At 57.5% G+C, this 23,009-nt stretch carries 21 protein-coding genes; 7 read left to right on the top strand and 14 right to left on the bottom strand.

All coding sequences use genetic code 11. The features are described from left to right. Positions 1-29 precede the first annotated feature (29 nt). The 5 genes from IFT53_RS19510 to topA are packed head-to-tail and all read right to left on the bottom strand — an operon-like array spanning position 30 to position 7,432. Positions 30-1,202, bottom strand: coding sequence for an MFS transporter (locus IFT53_RS19510; RefSeq protein WP_192066534.1), 1,173 nt, complete (start codon positions 1,200-1,202; stop codon positions 30-32). 8 nt (positions 1,203-1,210) lie between these two features. After that, on the bottom strand, positions 1,211-1,846 hold the full coding sequence (locus IFT53_RS19515) for an NUDIX domain-containing protein (RefSeq protein ID WP_244656379.1): 636 nt from the start codon (positions 1,844-1,846) through the stop codon (positions 1,211-1,213). A 51-nt stretch (positions 1,847-1,897) separates the two neighbouring features. Then, positions 1,898-2,338, bottom strand: a complete 441-nt coding sequence (locus IFT53_RS19520; RefSeq protein WP_192066532.1) for a DUF983 domain-containing protein — start codon at positions 2,336-2,338, stop codon at positions 1,898-1,900. A gap of 25 nt (positions 2,339-2,363) precedes the next feature. After that, positions 2,364-4,715, bottom strand: a complete 2,352-nt coding sequence (gene rnr, locus IFT53_RS19525; protein WP_192066531.1) for a ribonuclease R — start codon at positions 4,713-4,715, stop codon at positions 2,364-2,366. Beyond that, positions 4,712-7,432: a type I DNA topoisomerase gene (gene topA / locus IFT53_RS19530; RefSeq protein ID WP_192066529.1), complete on the bottom strand. Its 2,721-nt coding sequence runs from the start codon at positions 7,430-7,432 to the stop codon at positions 4,712-4,714. The genes rnr and topA overlap by 4 nt, the downstream gene beginning before the upstream one ends. 88 nt (positions 7,433-7,520) lie before the next feature. Between topA and IFT53_RS24195 the strand changes: the two genes are divergently transcribed. Then, positions 7,521-7,925 carry a hypothetical protein gene (locus IFT53_RS24195; protein WP_446737696.1) on the top strand — a complete coding sequence of 135 codons (405 nt, stop codon included), beginning with the start codon at positions 7,521-7,523 and terminating at the stop codon, positions 7,923-7,925. Here IFT53_RS24195 and dprA read toward each other — a convergent pair. The 4 genes from dprA to IFT53_RS19555 are packed head-to-tail and all read right to left on the bottom strand — an operon-like array spanning position 7,878 to position 11,930. Next, positions 7,878-9,020: a DNA-processing protein DprA gene (gene dprA / locus IFT53_RS19540; protein WP_192066527.1), complete on the bottom strand. Its 1,143-nt coding sequence runs from the start codon at positions 9,018-9,020 to the stop codon at positions 7,878-7,880. The genes IFT53_RS24195 and dprA overlap by 48 nt on opposite strands. A gap of 33 nt (positions 9,021-9,053) precedes the next feature. After that, positions 9,054-9,671, bottom strand: coding sequence for a glycerol-3-phosphate 1-O-acyltransferase PlsY (plsY, locus tag IFT53_RS19545; RefSeq protein WP_192066525.1), 618 nt, complete (start codon positions 9,669-9,671; stop codon positions 9,054-9,056). Positions 9,672-9,699: 28 nt separating this feature from the next. Further along, positions 9,700-10,992 carry a dihydroorotase gene (locus IFT53_RS19550; RefSeq protein ID WP_192066523.1) on the bottom strand — a complete coding sequence of 431 codons (1,293 nt, stop codon included), beginning with the start codon at positions 10,990-10,992 and terminating at the stop codon, positions 9,700-9,702. Then, entirely contained in the window at positions 10,989-11,930 is a 942-nt protein-coding gene (locus IFT53_RS19555; RefSeq protein ID WP_042619635.1) for an aspartate carbamoyltransferase catalytic subunit, read from the bottom strand. Before IFT53_RS19555 ends, IFT53_RS19550 begins: the two co-directional genes overlap by 4 nt. A gap of 154 nt (positions 11,931-12,084) precedes the next feature. Between IFT53_RS19555 and IFT53_RS19560 the strand changes: the two genes are divergently transcribed. Further along, positions 12,085-13,737 (top strand): acyl-CoA dehydrogenase family protein, encoded by a 1,653-nt coding sequence (locus IFT53_RS19560; protein ID WP_192066522.1) that lies wholly within the window; start codon positions 12,085-12,087, stop codon positions 13,735-13,737. A gap of 107 nt (positions 13,738-13,844) precedes the next feature. On the opposite strand, the gene IFT53_RS19565 is transcribed toward IFT53_RS19560, so the two are convergent. Both IFT53_RS19565 and IFT53_RS19570 read right to left on the bottom strand, forming a co-directional pair. Then, entirely contained in the window at positions 13,845-15,638 is a 1,794-nt protein-coding gene (locus tag IFT53_RS19565) for a methyl-accepting chemotaxis protein (protein ID WP_192066520.1), read from the bottom strand. A 457-nt stretch (positions 15,639-16,095) separates the two neighbouring features. Then, positions 16,096-17,853: a methyl-accepting chemotaxis protein gene (locus tag IFT53_RS19570; RefSeq protein ID WP_192066518.1), complete on the bottom strand. Its 1,758-nt coding sequence runs from the start codon at positions 17,851-17,853 to the stop codon at positions 16,096-16,098. 229 nt (positions 17,854-18,082) lie between these two features. Here IFT53_RS19570 and IFT53_RS19575 point away from each other — a divergent pair, with 229 nt between their 5' ends. The 4 genes from IFT53_RS19575 (at position 18,083) to IFT53_RS19590 (ending at position 20,459) form a co-directional block, all read left to right on the top strand. Then, positions 18,083-18,967, top strand: coding sequence for a helix-turn-helix domain-containing protein (locus tag IFT53_RS19575; RefSeq protein WP_192066516.1), 885 nt, complete (start codon positions 18,083-18,085; stop codon positions 18,965-18,967). A 157-nt stretch (positions 18,968-19,124) separates the two neighbouring features. After that, a complete protein-coding gene (locus IFT53_RS19580; RefSeq protein WP_192066515.1) occupies positions 19,125-19,769 on the top strand; it encodes a TetR/AcrR family transcriptional regulator in 645 nt (214 codons plus the stop codon). A 202-nt stretch (positions 19,770-19,971) separates the two neighbouring features. Continuing rightward, complete coding sequence (locus tag IFT53_RS19585; protein WP_155398983.1) at positions 19,972-20,133, top strand: hypothetical protein; 162 nt, start codon at positions 19,972-19,974, stop codon at positions 20,131-20,133. Then, a complete protein-coding gene (locus IFT53_RS19590) occupies positions 20,130-20,459 on the top strand; it encodes a DUF6105 family protein (protein ID WP_192066513.1) in 330 nt (109 codons plus the stop codon). Before IFT53_RS19585 ends, IFT53_RS19590 begins: the two co-directional genes overlap by 4 nt. Here IFT53_RS19590 and ruvX read toward each other — a convergent pair. Both ruvX and IFT53_RS19600 read right to left on the bottom strand, forming a co-directional pair. Continuing rightward, entirely contained in the window at positions 20,399-20,890 is a 492-nt protein-coding gene (gene ruvX, locus IFT53_RS19595) for a Holliday junction resolvase RuvX (RefSeq protein ID WP_192066511.1), read from the bottom strand. The two genes, IFT53_RS19590 and ruvX, sit on opposite strands and share 61 nt — an antisense overlap. A 9-nt stretch (positions 20,891-20,899) precedes the next feature. After that, the gene (locus IFT53_RS19600; protein WP_042619628.1) at positions 20,900-21,202 is read right to left on the bottom strand and encodes an alkylphosphonate utilization protein; all 303 of its coding nucleotides are present in this window, start codon (positions 21,200-21,202) and stop codon (positions 20,900-20,902) included. An 82-nt stretch (positions 21,203-21,284) separates the two neighbouring features. Here IFT53_RS19600 and IFT53_RS19605 point away from each other — a divergent pair, with 82 nt between their 5' ends. Then, complete coding sequence (locus tag IFT53_RS19605; RefSeq protein WP_192066509.1) at positions 21,285-21,989, top strand: metal-dependent hydrolase; 705 nt, start codon at positions 21,285-21,287, stop codon at positions 21,987-21,989. Between the two features lie 95 nt (positions 21,990-22,084). Here the strand turns inward: IFT53_RS19605 and IFT53_RS19610 are convergent, their stop codons facing one another. Next, positions 22,085-22,885 (bottom strand): M48 family metallopeptidase, encoded by an 801-nt coding sequence (locus tag IFT53_RS19610; RefSeq protein ID WP_192066508.1) that lies wholly within the window; start codon positions 22,883-22,885, stop codon positions 22,085-22,087. Positions 22,886-23,009: the final 124 nt, after the last annotated feature.

Consider the following 23,009-nt stretch of genomic DNA (forward strand, 5'->3'; position numbering starts at 1 on the left):
GCGCGAAACTACGGATCGCGCCTGAAAAGTCAAGTCCGATTTGATCCGAAAACCGAACGCGCAATGGAAAGCACCACGTATAGCCCGAAAAACATCGCCAAAGCCCATGCAAAACCGTCTGGTCCGGCAATATCCATGGAGATACCCACCGTCTGCGGCCCGGCAATGGTACCAATGGCGTAACAGAAGATGAAGGCAGCATTGGCGGCCACAAGGTCAGAGCCGGTGAGGCGAGAGCCGAGGTGAGTAAGACCCACCGTATACATGCCCGATACGCACCCTCCCCATAGCAGCAGCATCGATGAGAGCAGCATCCAGTTATCCACCAGCAAAGGCAGCGCAAGCGTGCCTATGACGCCTGTGAGCGCCATGAGGCCCAGCAGGACGCGCCTGTCCTTGATGCGGTCTGAGAGCATGCCAATGGGGATCTGGAACGCCATGTTGCCGATGGCCATGACTGTGAGAAGCAAGGCCGCCTGTGATTCGCTGAAACCTTCGCGAGTCGCATAGACCGGGAAGAGCGAAAGCCCGCCCGCCTGCACAGAGCCGTAGACAAAAGCGGCAGCAGAGGCCATCGGCACCAGCCAGATGTAGCGGACGAAATGGTGATTGGGCTTTTCATCGAGGCTGGGGCTCTCATGGCGTGCGAGATAAATTGGAATCGCCGCCATAAGGATGATGGCCGCCCCTAGAAGGAAAGGGGTGATTCCCTCGCTGCCTATGGCTGAAAACAGCAATGGACCGCCTGCAAAGCCAACGGCCATGCCGGTGGCGTACATGCCCAGCACCAAGCCGCGCCGTTTGGGTGGCGCTGCGGCGTTGATCCAGAATTCAGAGAGGATGAACAGCATGGTGGTTGCGCCGTGAAAGACGATTCGCAGCGGAAACCACATCCAGAACGCTTCTGCGAAATAAAACCCAAGCGCGCTGATGGCAGAAACGACGACGGCCGTCATCATGGTCCGCGCAACACCAAATTCATGCGCCAGCCTGCTGGTCATGGGTGCCGCGATCATGGCTGCAACGCCCGCCATGGCGGTGTTGAGGCCGATCATCGTTGAAGAGATGCCGCGCTTCTCAAGGATGATACTCAAAAGCGGCAGCCCCAGGCCGATGGCGATGCCCACGGCGCTGATGGCGGATATGGCGGCTATGAGTGAGGGCCAGTGAATATCATCGGCGTCACTAGTCGGATGGGACATGTAGACCTTTATAGAAAGCCACGAGTAAACGTGCCGCGACGCTCAAAATATTGTCGCACCGGGCTCTCGAATTGCAATGAAGGATCACCTATCACGAACTTTGTGACATCTTCGAGAACTAAGCGCGTAATGGGCGCCATGTTCACACCGGAATTGTCCTTGATGTCAAGCCATTCGAGATTTTGCAGCTCATCTGAATCTCTGGCCGCTGCCGGGTCTATGCCCACCTCATCCGTAAAACAGCAGAAAAAGCGGGTGTCATATCGCCTGATCCGGCCAGGTGGGGTGATGGCGCGTGCGACGAAGCGGAGGCAAGACAAATCAGGCCCGCCGTTTCCTTGCTCATCGCTTTGAAAACGTAAGCCCGTCTCCTCGTGCAATTCCCGCAGGGCCGCAAGCGCAAGCGCGCGTGCACGCCTCTGCGACACCGTTTTCGACGATGCGCGCATGAGGTTGTCGAGAACGACAGGGTGCAGATCGCCGGCAAAGGGCAGGGTGCTGTCTTCACGGTCGCGCTTACCGCCGGGAAAGACGTAAACGTCTGGCATGAACACATGCGCACTGGAACGCTTTCCCATCAGCACACGTATGATCTGCGTAGACCTATCCATGAGCAGGATCGACGCTGCATCTTTCGGGCGCAGATATGGCGCTTTTTCAGCGGGCTGGTCGAGCGTCACAATGGCCGGGTCCGATCAAAGAGATGAACCATCGATCTGTTCTTTTTGGGGCTCATTATCAAACCCATGCATACGCAAGGCCCACTGCCAGCCAATGACCGCGCCTTTGATCGGCTGGATCGTCAGCAGCGCGACGAGAACCGTGATCGGCACCCAGATCGCGAAGTGAACCCACATAGGCACCAGAAATACCGTATCGGTCATCATGAAGCCACCAACAGCAATGTGGCCGAGAATGGTAATAGAAATATAGGGCGGCAGGTCGTCCGAGCGCTGGTGGTGCATGTCAGCACCGCAAGACGCGCACTCGTCTACCGGCTTTAGCCACGCACGAAACAGATGGCCGTTGCCACAGGCCGGGCAACGGCTCAGCATGCCGCGTTTGATGGAGCGCCCGAGAGGACGAACTTCCGGCGTGCCGCCATACTGCACTGTCTGCGTCTCGATCGTCGTCATGCGCCTCATCCTTGCTTTTGCAGGCCTATCTACGTCTGCGTGGTGGTCTCGTGCCCGGTGTCGGTCCGCCGCTGCGCCGTGTCGTCTTGTGGAACGAGCGTGTCGCTGCCGGCAATTTCTTGCCTTCGCTCAACGCTTCGAACCGCAAGGCACCGGCCAGGGGCACCGCTTCTGCCAGACGCACCTGAATGGTATCGCCCAACTGGTATCCAAGTCCCGACTTTTCACCCGTCAGCGCCTGATGCGCCTCATCATAGATGTAATAGTCCCGACCCAGCGTAGATATAGGAATAAATCCGTCAGCGCCAAACTGTGGAAGCGCGACAAATAGTCCTGCCTTGGTTACGCCACCTACGCGTCCCTCGAATTCCTCGCCCACACGCTCGGAAAGGTGGTGCGCGATCAACCGGTTTACCGTGTCACGCTCGGCTGCCATCGCACGGCGCTCGAAGGTCGAGATTTCCGCAGCGATATCGGCAAGCGTCGCTTCTTCCTGCGGGGTGATTCCACCTTCACCCAGACCCAGCGAACCAACCAGCGCCCGGTGCACGATCAGGTCGGCATACCGGCGGATTGGCGAGGTGAAGTGCGCATACTTCATCAGGTTGAGGCCGAAATGGCCGATATTGTCAGGGCTGTAGATCGCCTGGCTCTGAGAGCGCAGCACCATCTCGTTTACAATGATCTGGTGCGGCGTATCCAGCGCGCGGGCCAGAATGCCGTTGAAGGAATTGGCGCGAACCTGCCCACCCTTGACCAGCGAAAAGCCGATGGTGGTCAGAAACTCGCGCAGCACTTCCTGCTTGGCAATGGTCGGCGCGTCGTGCACGCGGTAGACCAGTGGCTGCTTTTTCAGCTCAAGCGTTTCGGCAGCGCACACATTGGCCTGGATCATCATCTCTTCGATCAGCTTATGCGCGTCGAGACGTTCAGGAACATGCACACGGTCAACCGTGCCGTCCGCTTTCAGAATGATCTTGCGTTCCGGCATATCCAGCTCAAGCGGCTGGCGGCGGTCACGGCCAATCGTCATGATCTCGTAGGCATGCCACAGGGGCCGCAGGATCGGCTCCAGCATCGGGCCGGTCTTGTCGTCGGGGTTGCCGTCGATTGCCGCCTGCGCCTGCTGGTAGGAAAGCTTGGCCGCACTCTTCATCATGATGCGATGGAACGTATGGCTGGCCTTGCGGCCTTCCTTCGAAAACACCATGCGAACCGCGATGGCCGGGCGATCCAGCCCTTCTTTCAGCGAGCAGAGGTCGTTAGAAATCCGCTCCGGCAGCATCGGCACGACGCGGTCGGGGAAGTAGACAGAATTGCCGCGCTTCAAGGCTTCGCGGTCCAGTGCTGAACCAGTGCGGACGTAATAGGATACGTCGGCAATCGCAACGGTCACGATCACGCCGTCAGGATTGTCGGGAGATGGATCAAGCTCGGCATAAACCGCGTCATCGTGGTCTTTTGCGTCAGCCGGGTCGATGGTGATGAGCGGCAGCTTGCGCCAGTCTTCACGGTGCGCCATCGTCGCAGGCTTTGCAGCATCCGCTGCCGCCAGTGCGTCGGATGGGAAAATATGCGGGATGCCGTGGGCATGGATGGCGATCATCGAGATCGCCTTTTCCGATGCGACAGAGCCGACCACCGACAGAACCTTGGCGCGTGGCAGGCCATAACGCCCGCTGTTGCGTGAGGTTTCCACCTCCACCAGATCGCCGTCCTTGGCACCACCAACGCCATCGGGATCGATGACCATTTCTTCGCCGCGTCGCTCGACCGGCATCAGACGGCCACCGCCACCCGGTGTTTCCTTGAACACACCGAGCGAACCGCCCTGACGTCTGTCGATCAGCTTGATGATCCGCGCCGTATAGGCAGGGCCACCCGGCTCTTTCGAGGGGAATATCTTCGCAAGCACCCGGTCGCCCAGACCGCCAACAGGAACCTTGCCCTTGTTGCGGTCGGCAGAGGATTGCCGGATGGTGACGGCAGGAGCAGCACCCTGATCGTCAGGCCATTCGGCAGGCCGGCCAATCAGGCCGCCATCCTTGTCGCGCGTGGTGATATCAAGCACCGTCACCGGCGGCAGACCACCCGGCTTCATCAGGGATTTGCGGCTCTTGTGCACCATGCCATCGGTCTCAAGCTCCTTGAGCAGAGCCTTGAGAATGATGCGCGTTTCACCCTTCAGCCCGAAAGCCTTGGCGATTTCGCGCTTGGAGGCCTGATCGGGATGCTCGGCGATAAATTTCAGCAGCACGTCGCGCGGCGGAACCTCACCATGGATGATGCCCGCAGACTCGAGGACTTTTTTTCCGCGACCGGTACGGCCGAAGCCATCGCCCGCCGAGCCGGATGTCTTACGCGGTGCTTTGCTCAAGATTCTGCCTTCTTCGCTTTTGGAGCAGCCTTTGGTTTGGCTGCTGTTTTCGGCTTTGCAGCCGCTTTTGGTTTCGCTGCCGCCTTCGGCTTGGCCTTGGCTTTCGTCTCGCCATCGGCGCTCTCAGCCTTGGCTGCTTTTTTAGGCGCAGCTGCTTTCTTGGCTTTCACGGGCTTGCCTGTGCTGCCGGTGCCGGTCTTGGCAATGCGCTCGGCAATCAGCACAAGGGCTTCGTCCAGCGTCACAGTGTCGGGAGCCTGCGCCTTGGGAATGGTCGCGTTGACCTTGCCCCAGTTCACATAAGGCCCGTATTTGCCATCCCGGACGGTAATCGCGCCGCCATCGGGGTGGTCGCCCAGTTCCTTCAATGCCGCCGGTGTCGAGGAACGGCCACGTCCGGGCGATGCCTTCTTCTCGGCAATCACGGTCACGGCACGGTTCAGGCCAATGGAGAACACGTCTTCGATGCTTTCCAGATTGGCATAGCCACCATCATGCAAAAGGAACGGTCCATAGCGACCCAAGCCTGCCGAAATCATCTTGCCGGATTCCGGGTGCTGGCCGATGTCACGCGGCAGGTTGATCAGCGCCAGCGCCTTTTCATGGTCGATGTCTTCAGGCTTCCAGCCCTTGGGCAGCGACGACCGCTTGGCTTCCTTGCCATCGCCACGCTGAATGTAAGGTCCGAAACGGCCAGAGCGCAATGTCAGCTCTTCGCCGGTGTGCGGGTCTGCACCCAGCGCCTTCGGCTCATTGAGCGCGGCAGCATCGGCTTCCGCACCGTCAGAGTTCAGTTGGCGCGTGAAGTTGCATTCGGGATAATTGGAACAGCCAACGAAGGCGCCGTATTTGCCGAGCTTCAGCGAAAGGTTGCCCGTTCCGCAAACCTGGCAGATGCGTGGATCGGAACCGTCTTCGCGGGTTGGGAACACCAGCGGTGCCAGAACCTCGTTCAGCGCATCCAGCACATTGGTAACGCGCAATTCCTTGGTGTCTTCGATCTGGGCGTAGAAGTCCTTCCAGAAATCGCGAAGAACCTGCTTCCAGTCCAGCTCACCGGCGGAAATACGGTCGAGCTTTTCCTCCAGATCGGCGGTGAAATCATACTCCACATATTTGGTGAAGAAGCTTTCCAGAAACGCCGTAACCAGCCGCCCGCGAGAATGCGGGATGAGCTTGCGCTTGTCGACAATGATATATTCGCGGTCGCTTAGCGTTTTCAGCGTTGCCGCATAGGTGGAAGGGCGGCCAATGCCGAGCTCTTCCATTTTCTTGATCAGCGATGCTTCCGAATAACGCGGTGGCGGTTCGGTAAAGTGCTGGCTGGCATTGATCTTCTGCTTGGCAAGGTCTTCCCGCGCATTGATCTGCGGCAGACGGCCATCTTCATCACCGTCGTCGCTCTGCTCGCCATCTTCCTTCTGGTCGGTATAGGCGGCGATAAAGCCATCGAAACGAATGACCGAACCCACAGCGCGAAGGCCTGCCTTCTCGCCCTTGTTTTCGGCCAGAATCTCAACCGTCGTGCGCTCGATTTCGGCTGAGGCCATCTGGCTGGCAATGCCGCGCTTCCACACCAGTTCGTACAGACGCAACTGGTCGGCATCTAGGTACTTCTTGACCTGATCGGGCGTGCGGCTGAAATCGGTCGGGCGGATCGCTTCGTGCGCTTCCTGGGCGTTCTTGGCCTTGGTGGAATAGATGCGCGCCTTTTCCGGCACATAACGGGCGCCGAACTGTTCGCCAATGGCGCTGCGGGCAGCATCAATAGCCTCAGGTGCCATCTGCACACCATCGGTACGCATATAGGTGATCAGACCGACGGTCTCGCCGCCAATGTCGATACCTTCATAAAGGCGCTGGGCAACCTGCATGGTGCGCGAGGCTGAAAAGCCCATGCGCGAAGAGGCCGCCTGTTGCAGCGTCGATGTCGTGAAGGGAGGGCCGGGGTTACGCTTGACGGGCTTCGCCTCAACCGTATCCACGGTGTAGGTCGCGCCGTCCAGCAGCGTCTTCAGGCGGTTCGCATCATCGCCGGTCTTGACCGATCTGGCTTGCAGGCGCTTGCCATCGGCAGAGACCAGCTTTGCCTCAAAATCATCGCCACGCGGCGTCTTCAGAAGGGCGGAAATGTTCCAATATTCTTCGGAAACGAAGCGTTCGATTTCCGACTCGCGGTCGCAGACGAGGCGCAGCGATACCGACTGTACGCGGCCAGCCGAGCGCGCACCGGGCAGCTTGCGCCACAGAACCGGGGACAGGTTAAAGCCGACGAGATAATCCAGCGCACGGCGGGCAAGATAGGCATCCACCAAGGGAATATCGATATCGCGCGGATCAGCGACCGCATCCAGAACGGCCTTCTTGGTGATGGCGTTGAACACGACGCGCTTCACCGGCTTGTCGCCAAGCACCTTCTTCTTTTTCAGGAGATCGAGGACGTGCCAGGAAATGGCTTCACCTTCGCGATCCGGGTCGGTTGCGAGAAACAATCCGTCGGATGCCTTCACGGCATCTGAGATTTCCTTCATGCGCTTTTGCGAGGCCGGATCGACCTCCCATGTCATTTCGAAATCCTGATCGGGAAGCACGGAGCCATCTTTGGCGGGAAGATCGCGAACGTGGCCAAACGATGCGAGCACCTTATAGCCGGAGCCGAGATACTTATTGATCGTCTTGGCTTTTGCCGGGGATTCTACGACGACGACGATAGTCATATTTTCTTCTTTCGGAACTTGCCCGTTAACATGCACCACAGCTTTTCAGCCATCAGCGGCGCGACCTTTATTTCGACATGGACAGGTAATGCGCTTCGGTCAAGAGGCAAGCAACGTTTTTCTGCCATTACACCGTTATGCAACCTTGTGGCGACTGGATTGCATATTGCAATTCAGGATAAACAAGTTATGGTTGCCTGCATGGGGTGATGCTCTTTGGAAGACATCGCGTTTTGTCGGGTTGATCGGGGTAAACATGGGTGTGAATGCAGACAATAGCAACAAGGGCAAAGACGCGCAGATACCGCCAAACATTGCTTATATCAGTCAGATGCTTTCAGAGTTGCGGTATGTCGCAAAGGTAGAGGGTGCCGACATGCTGCTTTACCTGATTGAAATGGCTTACATTGAGGCAGAAGACATTAAAACTGGTCGTCGCAAGCTCTCAGTCAGCCATATTGATCGAAACCCGCCCCTGGGAATGCCGATTTAAACGCCCCGCTATATCCAGCTCCAGAAGCACGAGATAAACAGTCGAGGCGGGCAGGCCGGTGTGGCGAATAATGTCATCCGTCTCAACCGGCGAGGGTCCGAGTGCAGATGCGATGATGCTGCGGTCATCGTCACGGGGCGGTGAAATCTCCATATCTTCGGCGCTTTCCTTGGCAATGTGCTGGAATGGCAGGGATGGCTCCATGAGTGGTCGCAGCGCGTTCAGAATGTCCGCCGCCTCCGTCACCAGCATCGCTCCATCCTTGATCAGCCGGTTGGTGCCGTGGCATCGCGCATCCAGTGGTGACCCCGGAACCGCAAAAACCAACCGTCCGAATTCACCGGCCAGTCTCGCGGTAATCAGCGAACCTGAGCGGTCCGCAGCCTCCACAATCAGAACGCCCATGGAAACGCCTGCAATCAGCCGGTTTCGGCGCGGAAAATCTCTGGCGCGCGGCTCCCAGCCAAACGGCATTTCACTGATGCTGGCCCCGCCATTGTCATAGATCTCATCTAGAAGCCGCAGGTTTTCAGGCGGGTAGGGCCTGTTCAGCCCGCCTGCCAGCATGGCGACTGTGCCGGTTGAAAGGCTGGCAGCGTGGGCCGCCGCATCGATGCCGCGAGCAAGGCCCGAGGCAATCGTATAGCCTGCCTGGCCGCATTGGCGCGCCAGCATGGCCGCAAACTTCGAACCATTGATGGAGGAATTGCGTGATCCGACGATGCCGATGGAAGGCCGGACCGCCGTGCGACCTGAGCCCTTCATGGAAATGATCGGCGGTGCGCCATCGATTTCGCGCAGTGCCGGTGGATAATCCGGCTCGCCAATGCCCACGAATCGAGCGCCAAATTGTTCGGCGGCTTCGATCTCCCGTTCAACTTCTGAAACGGAAGCAATGCGCGGGCTGCGCGCCGATCCGCCCCGGCGAGACAGATCGGGCAGGGCGTCCAGCGCCTTTTCCGCGCTGCCGAAGTGGTTGATCAATTCCCGGAACGTCACCGGACCGATATTGTCGCTGCGAATGAGCCGAAGCCAGGCAATGCGTTGTCGGTCGTTAAGCGCGATGCCGCGCTTCGTTTCGCCGTCATGCGGCATGTCTTGCCCCCATCAGGGCAAGACGCTTGCGCCTCAGCCCTTCTTCCCGATCTTGCTTTCCGTCCCCGCCAGCAGCCGCTTGATGTTTTCTCGGTGCATATACCAGGAGATCACACTGAGCAGCGTCACCAGCAGAGCCGTCTTCTCAGGCCCTAATATCCACAATGCAACCGGAATGACAAGCATTGCAACCAGTGCGGAAAGAGATGAGTATTTTGTGATATAGGCGGTAGCGATCCAGATCGCCGCAAAGGCCAGCATCATCAATGGTGCAGCCCCCAGGAGAACGCCGATATAGACGGCAACGCCCTTGCCACCTTTAAAACTCAGCCATACGGGAAACAGATGGCCGAGAAAGGCGAAGAAACCTGCAACCAGTGAGGCCTCGTAACCCCACAGGGCATTGGCGATCAGCACGGCTGCCGTGCCCTTCAGGGCATCCAGCAGCAATGTGGCGGCTGCCAGCTTCTTGTTGCCGGTGCGCAGCACATTGGTCGCACCAATATTGCCGGAGCCGATCTTGCGAACGTCACCCAGACCGGCTGCGCGGGTCAGGATGAGGCCGAATGGGATTGAACCCAGCAGGTACCCCACCAAAGCGGCGAGCGCCAGCAATGCTGGCGCGGTTTCCCAAACAGTCAATGCGGTCATGGATGTCCCCTCAGTCCCGTCGAGTCTTTTATTGGTTGGAATAGACCAGCTTGCCTGCAACATAGGTTGCAACGGCGCGGCCGGTAAAGCGTGCATCTTCAAACGGTGTATTCTTGGACCTCGACACGAGATTTTTCTCGGAAACCAGCCATGGCTCATCAAGATCGATCAGCGTGATATCCGCCTTCGCGCCCGGTTTCAGCGTTCCGGCGTCCAGCCCGAAGATCTGCGCGGGGCGGGTGGAAAGCGCATCGATGAGGCGCATCAACGGCACCTGATCGCTGTGATAGAGCCGAAGAGCCGCCGCCAGCATGGTCTCAAGGCCAATGGCACCGCTGGCCGCATCCGAGAATGGCAGGCGCTTGGTGTCCACATCCTGCGGATCATGCGACGAGACGATGATGTCGATGGTGCCATCCTTCAGCGCATCCACCATGAACATGCGGTCGTTTTCAGAACGCAGCGGCGGGGAAAGCTTGAAGAAGGTCCGGTACTCGCCGATATCGTTTTCGTTCAGCGTCAGATGGTTGATGGAAATGCCGCAGGTCGCCTTCACGCCCCGCGATTTTGCGTGGGCCATCGCTTCCGCCGATTCCCGCACGGAAATCTTGGCGGCGTGGTAGTTGGCACGGGTCAGCGCGGCGATGCGCAGATCCCGTTCCAGCGGAATGATTTCGGCTTCTCTGGGAATGCCTGAAAGGCCCAGCCAGCTCGCAAACAGGCCCTCATTCATGTCGCCATGGCCGATATAGGGGTCGCGGGTCTCCAGTGAAATCACCGCGCCCAGTTCTCGCGCATAGGTCATGGCGCGGCGCAGCACGGCGGTATCCGGCATCGCCTTGCGACCATTGGTGAAGGCAACGGCCCCGGCTTCCCGCAGCATGCCGAATTCGGTCATTTCCTCGCCGCGCAGACCCTTTGTCAGCGCCGCTGCCGGATAGATATTGACCAGTGCCTTGTCGCGGGCCTTCTTCTTCACGAATTCCACAAGGGCGATGTCGTCGATGACGGGGTCGGTATCCGGCATCACGATCATGCTGGTCACGCCACCTGCTGCAGCAGCGCGTGAGGCGGATTCGATGGTTTCGCGGTGTTCCGCACCCGGCTCACCCACAAACACGCGGGCATCCACCAGACCCGGCGCTGCAATCACGCCGCGGCAGTCACGGACAACAGCACCCTCGGGTTCACCCTGATTCTGCGCATCCTTGCCTGCGGCCAGAATCGTGCCGTCAGCGCCGATGATGATCGTGCCGACCTCATCCAAATTGCGGGATGGATCGATGATGCGAACATTTTTGAGAACGGTTGCGGCGGTCATACGCGCTCTCCCTGGTTTTGAGACAGAAGAAGGGTTTCCATAACGGCCATGCGCACGGCCACACCCATTTCCACCTGGCTTTCAATCACGCTCTGCGGGCCATCGGCCACTTCAGAGGCAATTTCAACGCCACGGTTCATCGGGCCGGGGTGCATCACCAGCGCGTCTTCCTTGGCCGCTTTCAGCTTTTCGGCATCCAGCCCGTAGTAGTGAAAATACTCACGTACCGAAGGCACGAAGGAACCGGACATACGCTCGCGTTGCAGCCGCAGCATCATCACCACATCGGCGCCAGCAAGGCCTTCCTTCATGTCGTGATACACTTCCACGCTCATCTGGTTGATGCCGGAAGGCAGCAGTGTCGGCGGCGCAACAACCCGCACCCGCGCACCCATCTGGTTCAGCAAAATGATGTTGGAGCGGGCAACACGCGAATGCAGCACATCGCCGCAGATCGCCACCGTCATGCCAGAAAGCGTGCCCTTGGCACGGCGGATGGTCAGCGCATCGAGAAGCGCCTGCGTCGGGTGTTCGTGCTGGCCATCGCCTGCATTGACCACCGAGCATGCCACCTTTTGCGCCAAAAGGGCGGCAGCACCCGCAGAAGAATGGCGCACCACCAGCACGTCTGGCCGCATGGCATTCAGCGTCATGGCCGTGTCGATCAGCGTCTCGCCTTTCTTCACCGATGAATTGCCCACCGACATGTTCATCACGTCAGCGCCGAGGCGTTTGCCAGCCAGCTCGAAGGATGATTGCGTGCGGGTCGAGGCTTCGAAAAACAGGTTGATCTGGGTCAGCCCGCGCAGGGTCGATGTCTTCTTCTCGCGCTGGCGGCTGATTTTCACAGCCTCGTCGGCTTTGTCGAGAAGAGTGGTGATATCCTGATGGGAAAGCCCCTTGATGCCAAGCAGGTGGCGGTGGGGATAATAGACCATGGAATATGTCCTCCGGGTCACAACAGCGCCTGTCCCGGCGCTCTGGCTTTGGTTATCGGGTCTATAAAGACAGGTGGCTTTGTCGGCAAGCATGGGATAAGCCGGGGCAGACCTAATACACGCAATAAAATACGAATCCCGATATAGCCACGCGATGACGAATATGAACCGGACAGAAGAACAGCTCGCCGATTTGAACCAGCCTAGCCTCTGGTCTGGAATCAATGCCTATCGCACAGACCCGCTGATTGTGGATTTGACATCCAGTCTTTCGCGCCCGCTGCGAGATGAATTTGACCAGATCGGCCGCTATGTGACCTCCTCGGAAGCGCAGGAACTGGCCCGCATGGCCAATGTCAGCGCGCCGAAACTGCACACCCACGGCCCACGCGGAGAGCGGCTGGATCAGGTGGAGTTCCACCCCGCCTGGCACGCACTCATGCGCCGCTCCATGTCCTCGGGCCTGCACAGCAGCGCGTGGGAGAATACGCCCGAAACCCGCGGCAACGAGCACAAGGCCCGCGCCACCAAATTCTATCTCACCGCACAGCTGGAAGCAGGGCACCTCTGCCCGCTGACAATGACCCATGCTTCCGTCGCCGCGATGATGTCATCCCCCCGCGTGCAGAAAGAGTGGGCTCCCAAGGTTCTCTCACGCAAATATGATTCGTCGCAGAAGCCTGCCATGCAGAAGACAGCCGTCACCATCGGCATGGGCATGACGGAAAAGCAGGGCGGCACGGATGTGCGCGCCAACCGCACCACGGCAGAGCGCGTGGGTGAGGGCATCTACCGCCTCTCAGGCCACAAATGGTTCCTGTCTGCGCCCATGAGCGATGGTTTCGTCATGCTGGCCCAGATGGGCGATGGCATGGGCTGCTTTCTCGTGCCGCGCTTTCTGGAAGACGGTTCGGCCAATGGCCTGCATTTCCAGCGCCTGAAAGACAAGCTCGGCAACCGCTCCAATGCGTCAGCCGAAGTCGAGTTCACCGATGCGTTCGGCTATCTGCTGGGCGAGCCCGGTGGCGGCATCAGCACCATTCTGGATATGGTCACATTGACCCGGCTTGATTGCGCGCTGGCCTCCTCGGGCATGATGCGCGCATCGCTGGCGGAAGCCGTTCACTATGCCCGTGGGCGCAACGTCTTCGGCAAGGCGCTCGTCGCGCAGCCCATCATGACGCGTGTGCTGGCCGATATGGCGCTGGATGTGGCCGCTTCAACCGCCTTGTCCTTCCGTCTGGCTGCGGCGTTCGATAGTGCTCGGAACAATCCGGCAGAGGCGGCCTATGCCCGTGTGATGACGCCTGTCGTCAAATACTGGTGCTGCAAGATTGCGCCTCCCTTGATTTACGAAGCCATGGAAAGCCTCGGCGGCAACGGTTACATCGAAGACCGCCCCATCGCCCGCCATTATCGCGAAGCGCCCGTCAATGCGATCTGGGAAGGTTCCGGCAACGTCATGGCACTGGATGTGCTGCGTGTTCTCCAGCGCGGTCGCGATCTCTTTGATCTCGTCTTCGAAGTGCTGGAACGCGATCTCGGGCCTTCAGGCAAGAAAACCACCGATGTATTGCGCGCCGCCATTGCGTTGTGCGAACGTGATGAGGGTGCAGCCCGCATGCTGGTGGAACAGTTCGCGCTGGCCGCTGCCGCTGCCGAGCTTTGCCGCATCGGTGCCGGTCGCATTGCCGATGCTTTCCTCGAAACGCGCCTAGCAGGCGGTTTCCGCCACACCTATGGCATGCTGGATAGCCGATTCGATGCGTCCTACATCATCGATCTGCTTTACCCACCGGCAAACTAAAACCCGAGGCGCCGCCGGTTACAGTGTGACCGGCAGCGCTTTGAAAACACAAAAAGGCAGGTGCACGATCAATGTGCACCTGCCTTTTCTCATTCAAGCTGTGTGTATCAGAACTCTTCCCAGCTCTCCTGGGGTTTGAGAGCCGCATTTCCGTTGGTGGCGTAGGAAACAGTCTTCTTCATGGACCGCGCCGGAGCGGGCGCTGAGGAGGGGGCTGGAAGACGGCTTGGTGCGGAGACGGCAGAGCGCTGATCCGCGTTGCGAACGCCAATATTGAACTCTCCGATCAACGCGAACAGACGGGCCGCTTCATTTGCGAGCGTATGGGCGGCTGCGGATGTCTCTTCAACCATTGCCGCATTCTGCTGCGTGCCCTGGTCCATCGTGTTGACGGCGATGTTGATCTCTTTCAAGCCAGTTGCCTGTTCGCGCGAGCTTTCAACGATGGCGTTGACGTTGCCATCGACCTCCACGACCTGCCCCACAATCTCCTGAAGAGCTGCACCGGTGTCACCGACCAGAGACACTCCGCTTTTCACGTGGGCGTTGGAGGCGTTGATCAGCGCCTTGATTTCCTTGGCCGCCTTGGCAGATCGCTGCGCGAGTTCACGCACTTCCTGTGCGACAACGGCAAAGCCCTTGCCGGCTTCGCCAGCGCGTGCCGCCTCAACGCCTGCATTCAGTGCCAGCAGGTTGGTCTGGAAGGCGATTTCATCGATGACGCCGATGATGTTGCCGATCTCGCCAGCCGATTGCTCGATTTTGCCCATGGCCTCGACAGCCTGGCTGACGACCTTTCCGGAATACTCGGCATTTTCCTTGGTCTTGCGCACCAACTGACCGGCATCGTGTGCGCGGTTGCTGGAATCGGAGACAGTCGTGGTGATTTCTTCGAGCGCCGCAGCCGTCTCTTCAACTGATGCCGCCTGGTGCTCGGTCCGTTTGGCCAACTCATTGGAGGCGGTCTGAATCTGGCTCGATGCTGCAGAAATCGCTCCGGCGTTCTCGAGAATTGTCTCCAGCGTTTTGCGCAACTTGGCTGATGTCGAATTAAAGTCAGTCCGCAACCGTTCCAGAGCGGGAAGGAAAGGCACGGCAATCTTCTGCGTCAGGTCGCCTTCGGACATGCTCTGCAGACCGTCGGCCAGTTGCTTCACATTCGCGACACGCTCGCTCACATCGGTCGCGAACTTCACGACCTTGAACACTTTGCCATTCATGTCGAAGATGGGGTTGTAGGAGGCCTGTATATAGACCTTCTTGCCGCCCTTGCCGAGACGCATGAATTCATCTGCCACGAATTCTCCTGATGCCAACTTGGCCCAGAACTGGCGATATTCCGCGCTCTGAGTGTAAGCAGGATCGCAGAAAACAGCGTGTTTCTTGCCTTTGATTTCGGAAAGCTGGTAGCCGAGGGCGTTCAGGAAGTTTTCGTTCGCGTCAATGATCTCGCCATCAGGCGTGAATTCGATGGTGGCCTGTGCGCGGGAAAGCGCATTCAATATGCCTGCGTCTTCCGCCGCTTTTAGCTTGATTGCGGTGATGTCAGTCGCAAATTTCACGACCTTGTAAGGCTTGCCTCCACGAAAAACCGGGTTGTAGGACGCCTGAATCCAGACTTCCTTACCGTCTTTGGCAATACGTTTGAACTGACGGCTTTCGTATTCTCCACGACCGAGCTTGGCCCAAAAGTCGCGATAGTCGGGCGAATTTGCCTCTGTGGGATCGAGAAACAACCTATGGTTCTTCCCAACGATTTCGTGCAATTGATAACCGAGCGCCCGACAGAAATTCTCGTTTGCGGTAACAATTGTACCATCAATCTTGAATTCGATAATTGCCTGAGACTTGCTCATAGCATCAAGAACGGCCTTCGCGTCTGAACCGCCAAAACCCAGCATTCCATTCTCCCACGTCTTATGAACTCGCCGCGTTTCTGATGTCCATCAGACGCTGCAGAGCAAGCCTTGCTTCATTCGATGATTGTTACGTAGATGTGTTTACAAGCTATAAATAATCAGTTGATCGGTGCTTTTATTGCTGATTTTAGCCTTTATTTGCTGAAAAATCAGCTCGTTATTATTTAGCGTGCTAGCAGATACAACGACAGGGCGAATTTATTCTTGAAGCTTTCCGATTCCGACATGTCTGCATGCATCTCGACTTCACGATGATAACCAAAATTCGCGGTGTTTCCATTATCTTGCAATTGTTGGATGCGTGCCAAATCGTCGTTTTTCAGCATTCACCGGCAAGGTAAAACTGCAAGTCTTCACGAGGTGTACGGTGCTTATAAAATGAAAAAAGGCAGGCGTTATGTGAATGTGAAACTGCCTTTTTGACTACAAGCTGCGCGTTTTAGAACTCTTCCCAGCTCTCTTGCTGTTTGAGGGCTGTGTTGCCACTGGTGGCATAGGAAACAGTCTTCTTCACAGGCCGCGCCGGAGCGGCAGATGCCGGGCGCTGAGCCCTGTTGCGGGCACCAATGTTGAACTTTCCGATCAACGCTAGCAGGCGGGCCGCTTCATCCGCCAGTGTATGGGCCGCGGCAGAGGTCTCTTCAACCATTGCAGCATTCTGCTGCGTGCCCTGATCCATATTGTTGACGGCGATATTGATCTCTTTCAGACCCGTCGCCTGTTCTTGAGAGCCTTCGACAATGGCACTGACATTGCCGTCGACCTCCACGACCTGTCCAACAATCTCCTGAAGAGCTGCGCCGGTGTCACCCACCAGAGACACGCCGTTCTTCACATGGTCGTTGGATGCGTTGATCAAAGCCTTGATTTCCTTGGCAGCCCTTGCAGAGCGTTGCGCAAGTTCACGCACTTCCTGGGCGACAACGGCAAAACCTTTGCCAGCCTCGCCAGCGCGTGCGGCCTCAACGCCAGCATTCAGCGCCAGCAGGTTGGTCTGGAAGGCGATTTCATCGATAACACCGATGATGCTGGCAATTTCTCCTGCCGATTGCTCGATCTTGCCCATGGCCTCGACAGCCTGATTGACGACCTTGCCAGAGTATTCGGCATTTTCCTTCGTCTTGCGTACCATCTGCCCGGCTTCGTGAGCGCGGTTGCTGGACTCGGCAACCGTGGTGGTGATCTCCTTAAGCGCCGTCGCCGTCACCTCCACGGATGCCGCCTGCTGCTCCGTTCGTTTTGCCAACGCATTGGAAGCGGTCTGAATCTGCCGGGATGCCGTTGAAATCGCACCAGCGTTTTCAACAACGGTCTCCAGTGTGCTGCGCAGTTTTTCCGAAGTCGAGTTGTAGTCAAGCCGCAGGCGCTCCAGCGCAGGCAGGAAGGGGCTGGTAATCTGCTGTGTCAGGTCGCCTTCGGACAGACCCTTGAGAGCGTTGGCCAACTGATCGACATTATTGACGCGTTCGGTCACATCGGTCGCAAACTTCACGACCTTTAGCACCTTGCCATTCATGTCGAAGATGGGATTGTACGAGGCTTGAATGTGGACTTTATTACCGCCCTTACCCAGACGCGTGAACTCCCCGGCCACGAATTCTCCGGCCGCCAGCTTTTGCCAAAACTGCTTGTACTCCGCGCTCTGGGTGTAGGCAGGCTCGCAAAACATCGCGTGTTTTCGGCCTTTGATTTCCGAGAGCTGGTAGCCGAGGGCATTCAGAAAGTTTTCGTTCGCGTTCAGGATCTCGCCATCGGGCGTAAACTCGATGGTGGCCTGCGCGCGGGAAATGGCACTCATCGTGCCACTGTCTTCAGCACTCCTCAGTTTCTGGGCCGTAATATCAGTCGCAAACTTGATGATCTTGTATGGCTTGCCACCACGAAAAATAGGATTGTAGGAAGCCTGAATCCAGACCTCCTTGCCGTCCTTGGCAATGCGCTTGAACTGGTGGCTTTCGTACTCTCCACGACCAAGCTTGGCCCAGAAGCCGCGATAATCGGGCGAGTCTGCCTCCAGACGGTCGACAAACAGCCTATGGTGTTTCCCGACGATTTCGTGCAAATGGTAACCCAGCACGCGGCAGAAATTTTCGTTTGCCTTAAGAATTGTACCATCGGTCTTGAATTCGATAATCGCCTGAGACTTGCTCATCGCATCAAGCACGGCCTTCGCGTCCGCACCGCCGAAACCCAGCATTCCATTCTCCATGTCTGGTAAAGTCGCATTGTTTCCACGTTCATCAGCTGCTTGGGGAGGCTGCTTGCGTTAGAAACTTATTATCTGATAACCTAACGATAAGACCTGAATCACAGGTAAATTTTTTATACGTCACGCTACGTAAGGTATTGTTTTTATTAGCACAATTAGTCCGAGTGTTTATTGCGCCGCAAAAGTGGCTTGCAACCAAGAGTGCGTGAAAAAGACTATGAAACGAAATGACGAGCTGCACTTAACCTTCTCCGATGCTAGCCCCCCTGCAGAAGTCCACACGGCGAAAAGCTGGCGCGGTGTATCCGTGCAATATTCCCGGCTTCATCTGCCTGCCGAATATGAGTTTCGCTGGGAGGGTGAAAGTCACTATCTGGCGCATCATGATCTGGTACTGCTTGACGGGGAGATGGAAGTTTCCGGCGAACGGCCTGTTGCTGCCACGGACCTTCGGGATCTGATGACTTATGTCCCCATGGGGCAGACCATTGAAGGCTGGGCAAAACCGGTGGATCGCCTGAACGCGTTTACAGTCGTCTGCTTTGATCCCGCAGTCATGGAGGAGGAGTTGCAGGCGGAGTTCGCGCGTGTGGAGCTGCGGGCGAATATTTACTTTCAGGACAGGGAACTTGGTTCAACGATGCGTAAGCTCGGCCAAATCATGGCTGATCACGAACGGCCATCCTCGAAAGTATACTCGGAAACCATTGGGCTTACCGCTGCTCTGGAAATGGTGCGGCTGGGCGCGCAAAACACCGCAAAGGTTGGCGGGTCCGGCCAGCTTGGCAAGACGCAGTGCCGTCTGTTGACGGATTATGTTGAGGCTAATCTCTCATCCGATATCGGCCTTGATGATCTCGCCGCAATCACTGGCTTGACGCGGTTTCACTTCTCTCGTGCCTTCAAGGCCACGTTCGGTGAGCCGCCTTATCAGTTCGTCATCCGCAAGCGGATCGAGCGGGCGCAGTCGATGCTGGCGAAAACGCGGCTATCTATCTCAGAGATCGCCACCGCCTGCGGCTTTGGCAGCGCAAGCCAGCTGGGGCGCTCGTTCCGGGATGTGGTAGGGCAGACCCCGCTCGCATTCCGCCGCAGCGCCTGATGCTTTCAGCCGTTTTCGAGGCAATCTTTCGTCGCAAGCGCCGCTTCTTCAACTCATCCACACATTCCTTCGCCTTCCGGGCTCCTCGCACATTGCCGAGAAATTAACCCTTTGCTAACTCCGTTGGTAACGTCACCACGCGGAGAGTTGCGGGAACATGCTGGCAATCAATGAGACCTCTGGCGAGGCTGTTTCCGAAAAACGCATCCGGGATCGCGCAGCGACCGAAAAATCCATTTTCAATGCCGCAAAAACGCTGCTCGCGGAGGAGGGGTTTCAGGGCTTCGGCATCAATGCCGTGGCGCGCCGCGCGGGCTGCGACAAGCAGCTGATTTATCGGTATTTTGGCGGGCTGGAGGGTCTGGTTGCGGCCATCGGCGAAGACCTGGGTTCCTGGGTCAAGGATCGTATTCCCGAAGATACCGGCGGCATGTTTCTGCTGACTTATGGCGATCTCATGGAAAAGCTGGCGCTCTATTATATTGAGGCGCTGCGCAGCGATCCGCTTGTGTGCAAGATCATTGCCTGGGAGGTTTGCGAAAACTCCCCGCAGGTCACGCAACTGGCCGATGCCCGCGCCAAGGCGTTGGCCAAGTGGCTGGAAAAGATGCGCGGCTCGCTTCAGGCCCCGAAGGGTGTGGATACGGCCACCGTCAACGCCGTCATCTTCGCGGCTATCCAGCATCTTGTCATCTCGTCGGTCACATCAGGACAGTTTGCCGGCGTTGCGCTGAAAACGCCCAAGGATTGGGACAAAATCGGCACAGCCGTGAAACGAATCGTTCGCGGCGTTTACGGTTGAGAGAGCGCATTCAAACTCGCTCGGCATCACGTGCCCTTAAATGGCTGCTCGCGCGTTAATGCCTCAAGCGGAGAGCTTATCCACAGCCCTACGCCGTTTGTTAACCATAAGTCCAACTTCCATTTGCTCGTCTGGAGTGACGGGATCATTGTGTTAAGAAATCATTAACCATGCGCCTGTGGGCGTGTGAAAAGGAACCGCCGTGACCCGATGGATATCCTTGATCGTCATGATGACGTTCTTCGCATTGCTGCCGTTGGACATTGATGTTCCGACGGTGAACCTGTGCCTCATGGCCTGCCTGCGCTGGGCCGTTCTCGCGATTGCGCCCGAACCGGTCTTTTCACGGGAGCAGATGGCATGAAGTGGTTTCTGATTCTCTGGGCTGGTCCCGTTGCGTTTCTGGGTGCCTGGTACGGGCTGTCCTACAACGATATGAGCTTCGGCTTCTTCATGCTCACGCGCCAGTCGCATGATCTTGTGTTCCAGATTTACGGAAACATCCTCGGCATCCCACCGGAAACCATTCCGCCGCTGGTGGCACGCGCCATCGCGATGGATAGCCTCATCGTCATGGCCATCATCGCGTTTCGGAAGAGAAAAGAAATCGCCGCATGGTGGCGTAAGCGTCAGTCTTCGAAGACAACGTCCGCGCGTCCAAGGGCCGAAAGCCTGTCCAGCGCACCTTGAAGAACGAAGCTCGCAGCGGCCGAATCGATCCGCTGCGCCCGTTTGGCCCGCGACACATCCATTTCCAGCAAAGCCCGCTCTGCCGCGACGGTTGAAAGCCGCTCGTCCCAATAGACGAAGGGCAGGGCAGTCTTGTCGCTCATGGCGCGCACGAAAGCCCGCGTTGCCTGAACACGCGGCCCAGCGGAACCATCCATATTGGTGGGCAGGCCGATGATGAAGGCCGCCACCTTTTCCTTCGCCGCAAAGTCCAGCAAAAGCTCTGCATCCTGCGTGAACTTGATGCGCTTCAGCACCGGGCGAGGGGTGGCGAAACGCCGTGAAAGATCCGACATGGCAAGGCCGATGGTCTTGGTGCCCAGGTCCAGCCCCGCAATAGCCTGTCCCGGCTGCAGAAAAGTCGCCAGTTCCTCAATCGTCAACGTCGCCATGGGTCGGTCTCAGCGTTTGCGTACAAATTCGGTGCGCAGCACGAGGCCCTTGATGGCATCGTGACGGCAATCGATCTCTTCAGGATTTTCCGTGAGGCGGATGGACTTTATGACCGTGCCCTGCTTCAACGTCGTGCCCGCACCCTTGACCTTCAAGTCCTTGATCAGGGTAACGGAATCACCATCAACCAAAAGCGTGCCGCTTGCATCGCGAACCTCGTTTGCCTTGGCAGCCTGGGCAGCAACCTCTGATGCAGGACGCCATTCACCTGACGCTTCGTCGTACACATATTCGTCGTCATCGGCTGCCATTTATCACTCCAGAATTTAAGACGGTCCAGTTGTATAGCCCGTCCTATGTCATAATATATCGGTAACACAAAGGAGAACCTCCATGAAACTGACCTGGCTTGGCCATTCCGCATTCCGTCTCGAAACGGGCAAGGCAAAAATCCTCATCGACCCGTTTTTCACCGGAAACCCCAGCTTTGCCGGGCAGGATGCCAAGGACGCCGCCAACGGCATTACCCACATTCTGCTGACCCACGGTCACGGCGACCATGTGGGCGATACGATCCAGCTGGCAAAGGACACCGGCGCAACCGTGCTGGCCAATGCCGATCTGGCCGCATGGCTGGGCTCAAAGGGCGTTTCGAAGCTCGAAATGGGCAATACCGGCGGCACGGTTGGATTTGACGGATTTTCCGTCACCTTCACCAATGCGCTGCATTCATCCGCGCAGATCACAGAAGACGGCGTCAGCCACGCACTGGGCAACGCAAATGGCCTGATGCTGCATTTCGAAGATGGCCCAACCGTCTATCACATGGGTGATACAGATATCTTCTCCGACATGGCGCTGATCCATGAGTTGCATGAGCCCGATATCGGCCTCGTTCCCATTGGTGACCGGTTCACCATGGGCGGCGCGGTCGCGGCACTTGCCTGCCAGCGCTTCTTCAAGTTCCGCAATGTCATCCCCTGCCACTACGGCTCATTCCCGATCGTCGACCAGACGCCTGAGAAATTCATCACAGGCATGGAAGGCTCGGCTGCCCGCGTTGACGCGCCAAGCGTCGGGCAGACGCTGACGTTTTAAAATTAAGCGAGCCCGGTATGCATGGAGCGTATCGGGCTTTATTCGTCTACGTGTTTCAGGCCTTCTGAGCCTCAACGCCGGCAATCTGGACCGGGTCAGATGTTGGGGGGCTGCATATCGTTCAACGCATTCTTCCACTCACCCAGCGCGGCGACGCGGCGTGTATGGCGCGGGTAGCATGAGACGATTTTCAGGAAAAACCCGGCAATGGCGGGTACCATCTTTTCCTGCTCTTCAAAAGCATCGGGGTTCATCTGCTTGTTCAGCTTGGCACTGCCGCAGGCTAGCATCTGAAGGGCTGTGCGCGATGCCGTCATATCCCCGCAAACGAATAGGCCAACACGGTCGCAGGTGAGTTCACGCGCACGCAAATATGCTTGTCCTAGAAACGGAATGAGCAGGCCGGGCAGGCGCAGTAAATTCAGCGCCTTGTCTAGATGGCCCGCGACATGGTGGCCCAACTCGTGGCCGATCACGAATCTCACTTGCTCGTCACTGTCGGCATCGATCAGCGCGGATGTTAGCCAGATGTAACGAGTACGGCCGACAAGCGTCGGAGCCATAGCATTCATCACGCCGGCGGAATTGTATACAAACGCCTGTGGCGTTTCTCGCAGTCCCAGCTTCTTTGCGCTCTCGGCTACCATCTTGTGCACGTGGGGAAATTGTTTTTCACTGATCAACACGTGGTGTCCCATCATGTATGCACTTACCAGTGATTTGAAGATATAGGAGAAAAACCATATAATCAGTGCGTAAAATGCGACCACGAAAAGTGCGGAGGTAACTACCAGCAAGCAAGCGATGACTAGCCAGGCGAACGACCCTATGAGCTTGGTGAGAAGCCCATAAAGCTTCTCCTTGGGATGGCGCACTTTGGATATGTCGAAATTCATTTTTAGGCCCTGTCGAAGCAGCATACTCGAGAACAATCTTGGCCGCTAAAAAAGTTGAATAGCAACTCAGGCACGTCCTGTTGTAAATGACGTATGTATAAATGATGGCCCAAATGGCTCACGC

It is taken from the genome of Rhizobium sp. CFBP 13644 (assembly GCF_014842165.1).
Taxonomy (GTDB): Bacteria; Pseudomonadota; Alphaproteobacteria; order Rhizobiales; family Rhizobiaceae; genus Agrobacterium; species Agrobacterium tumefaciens_C.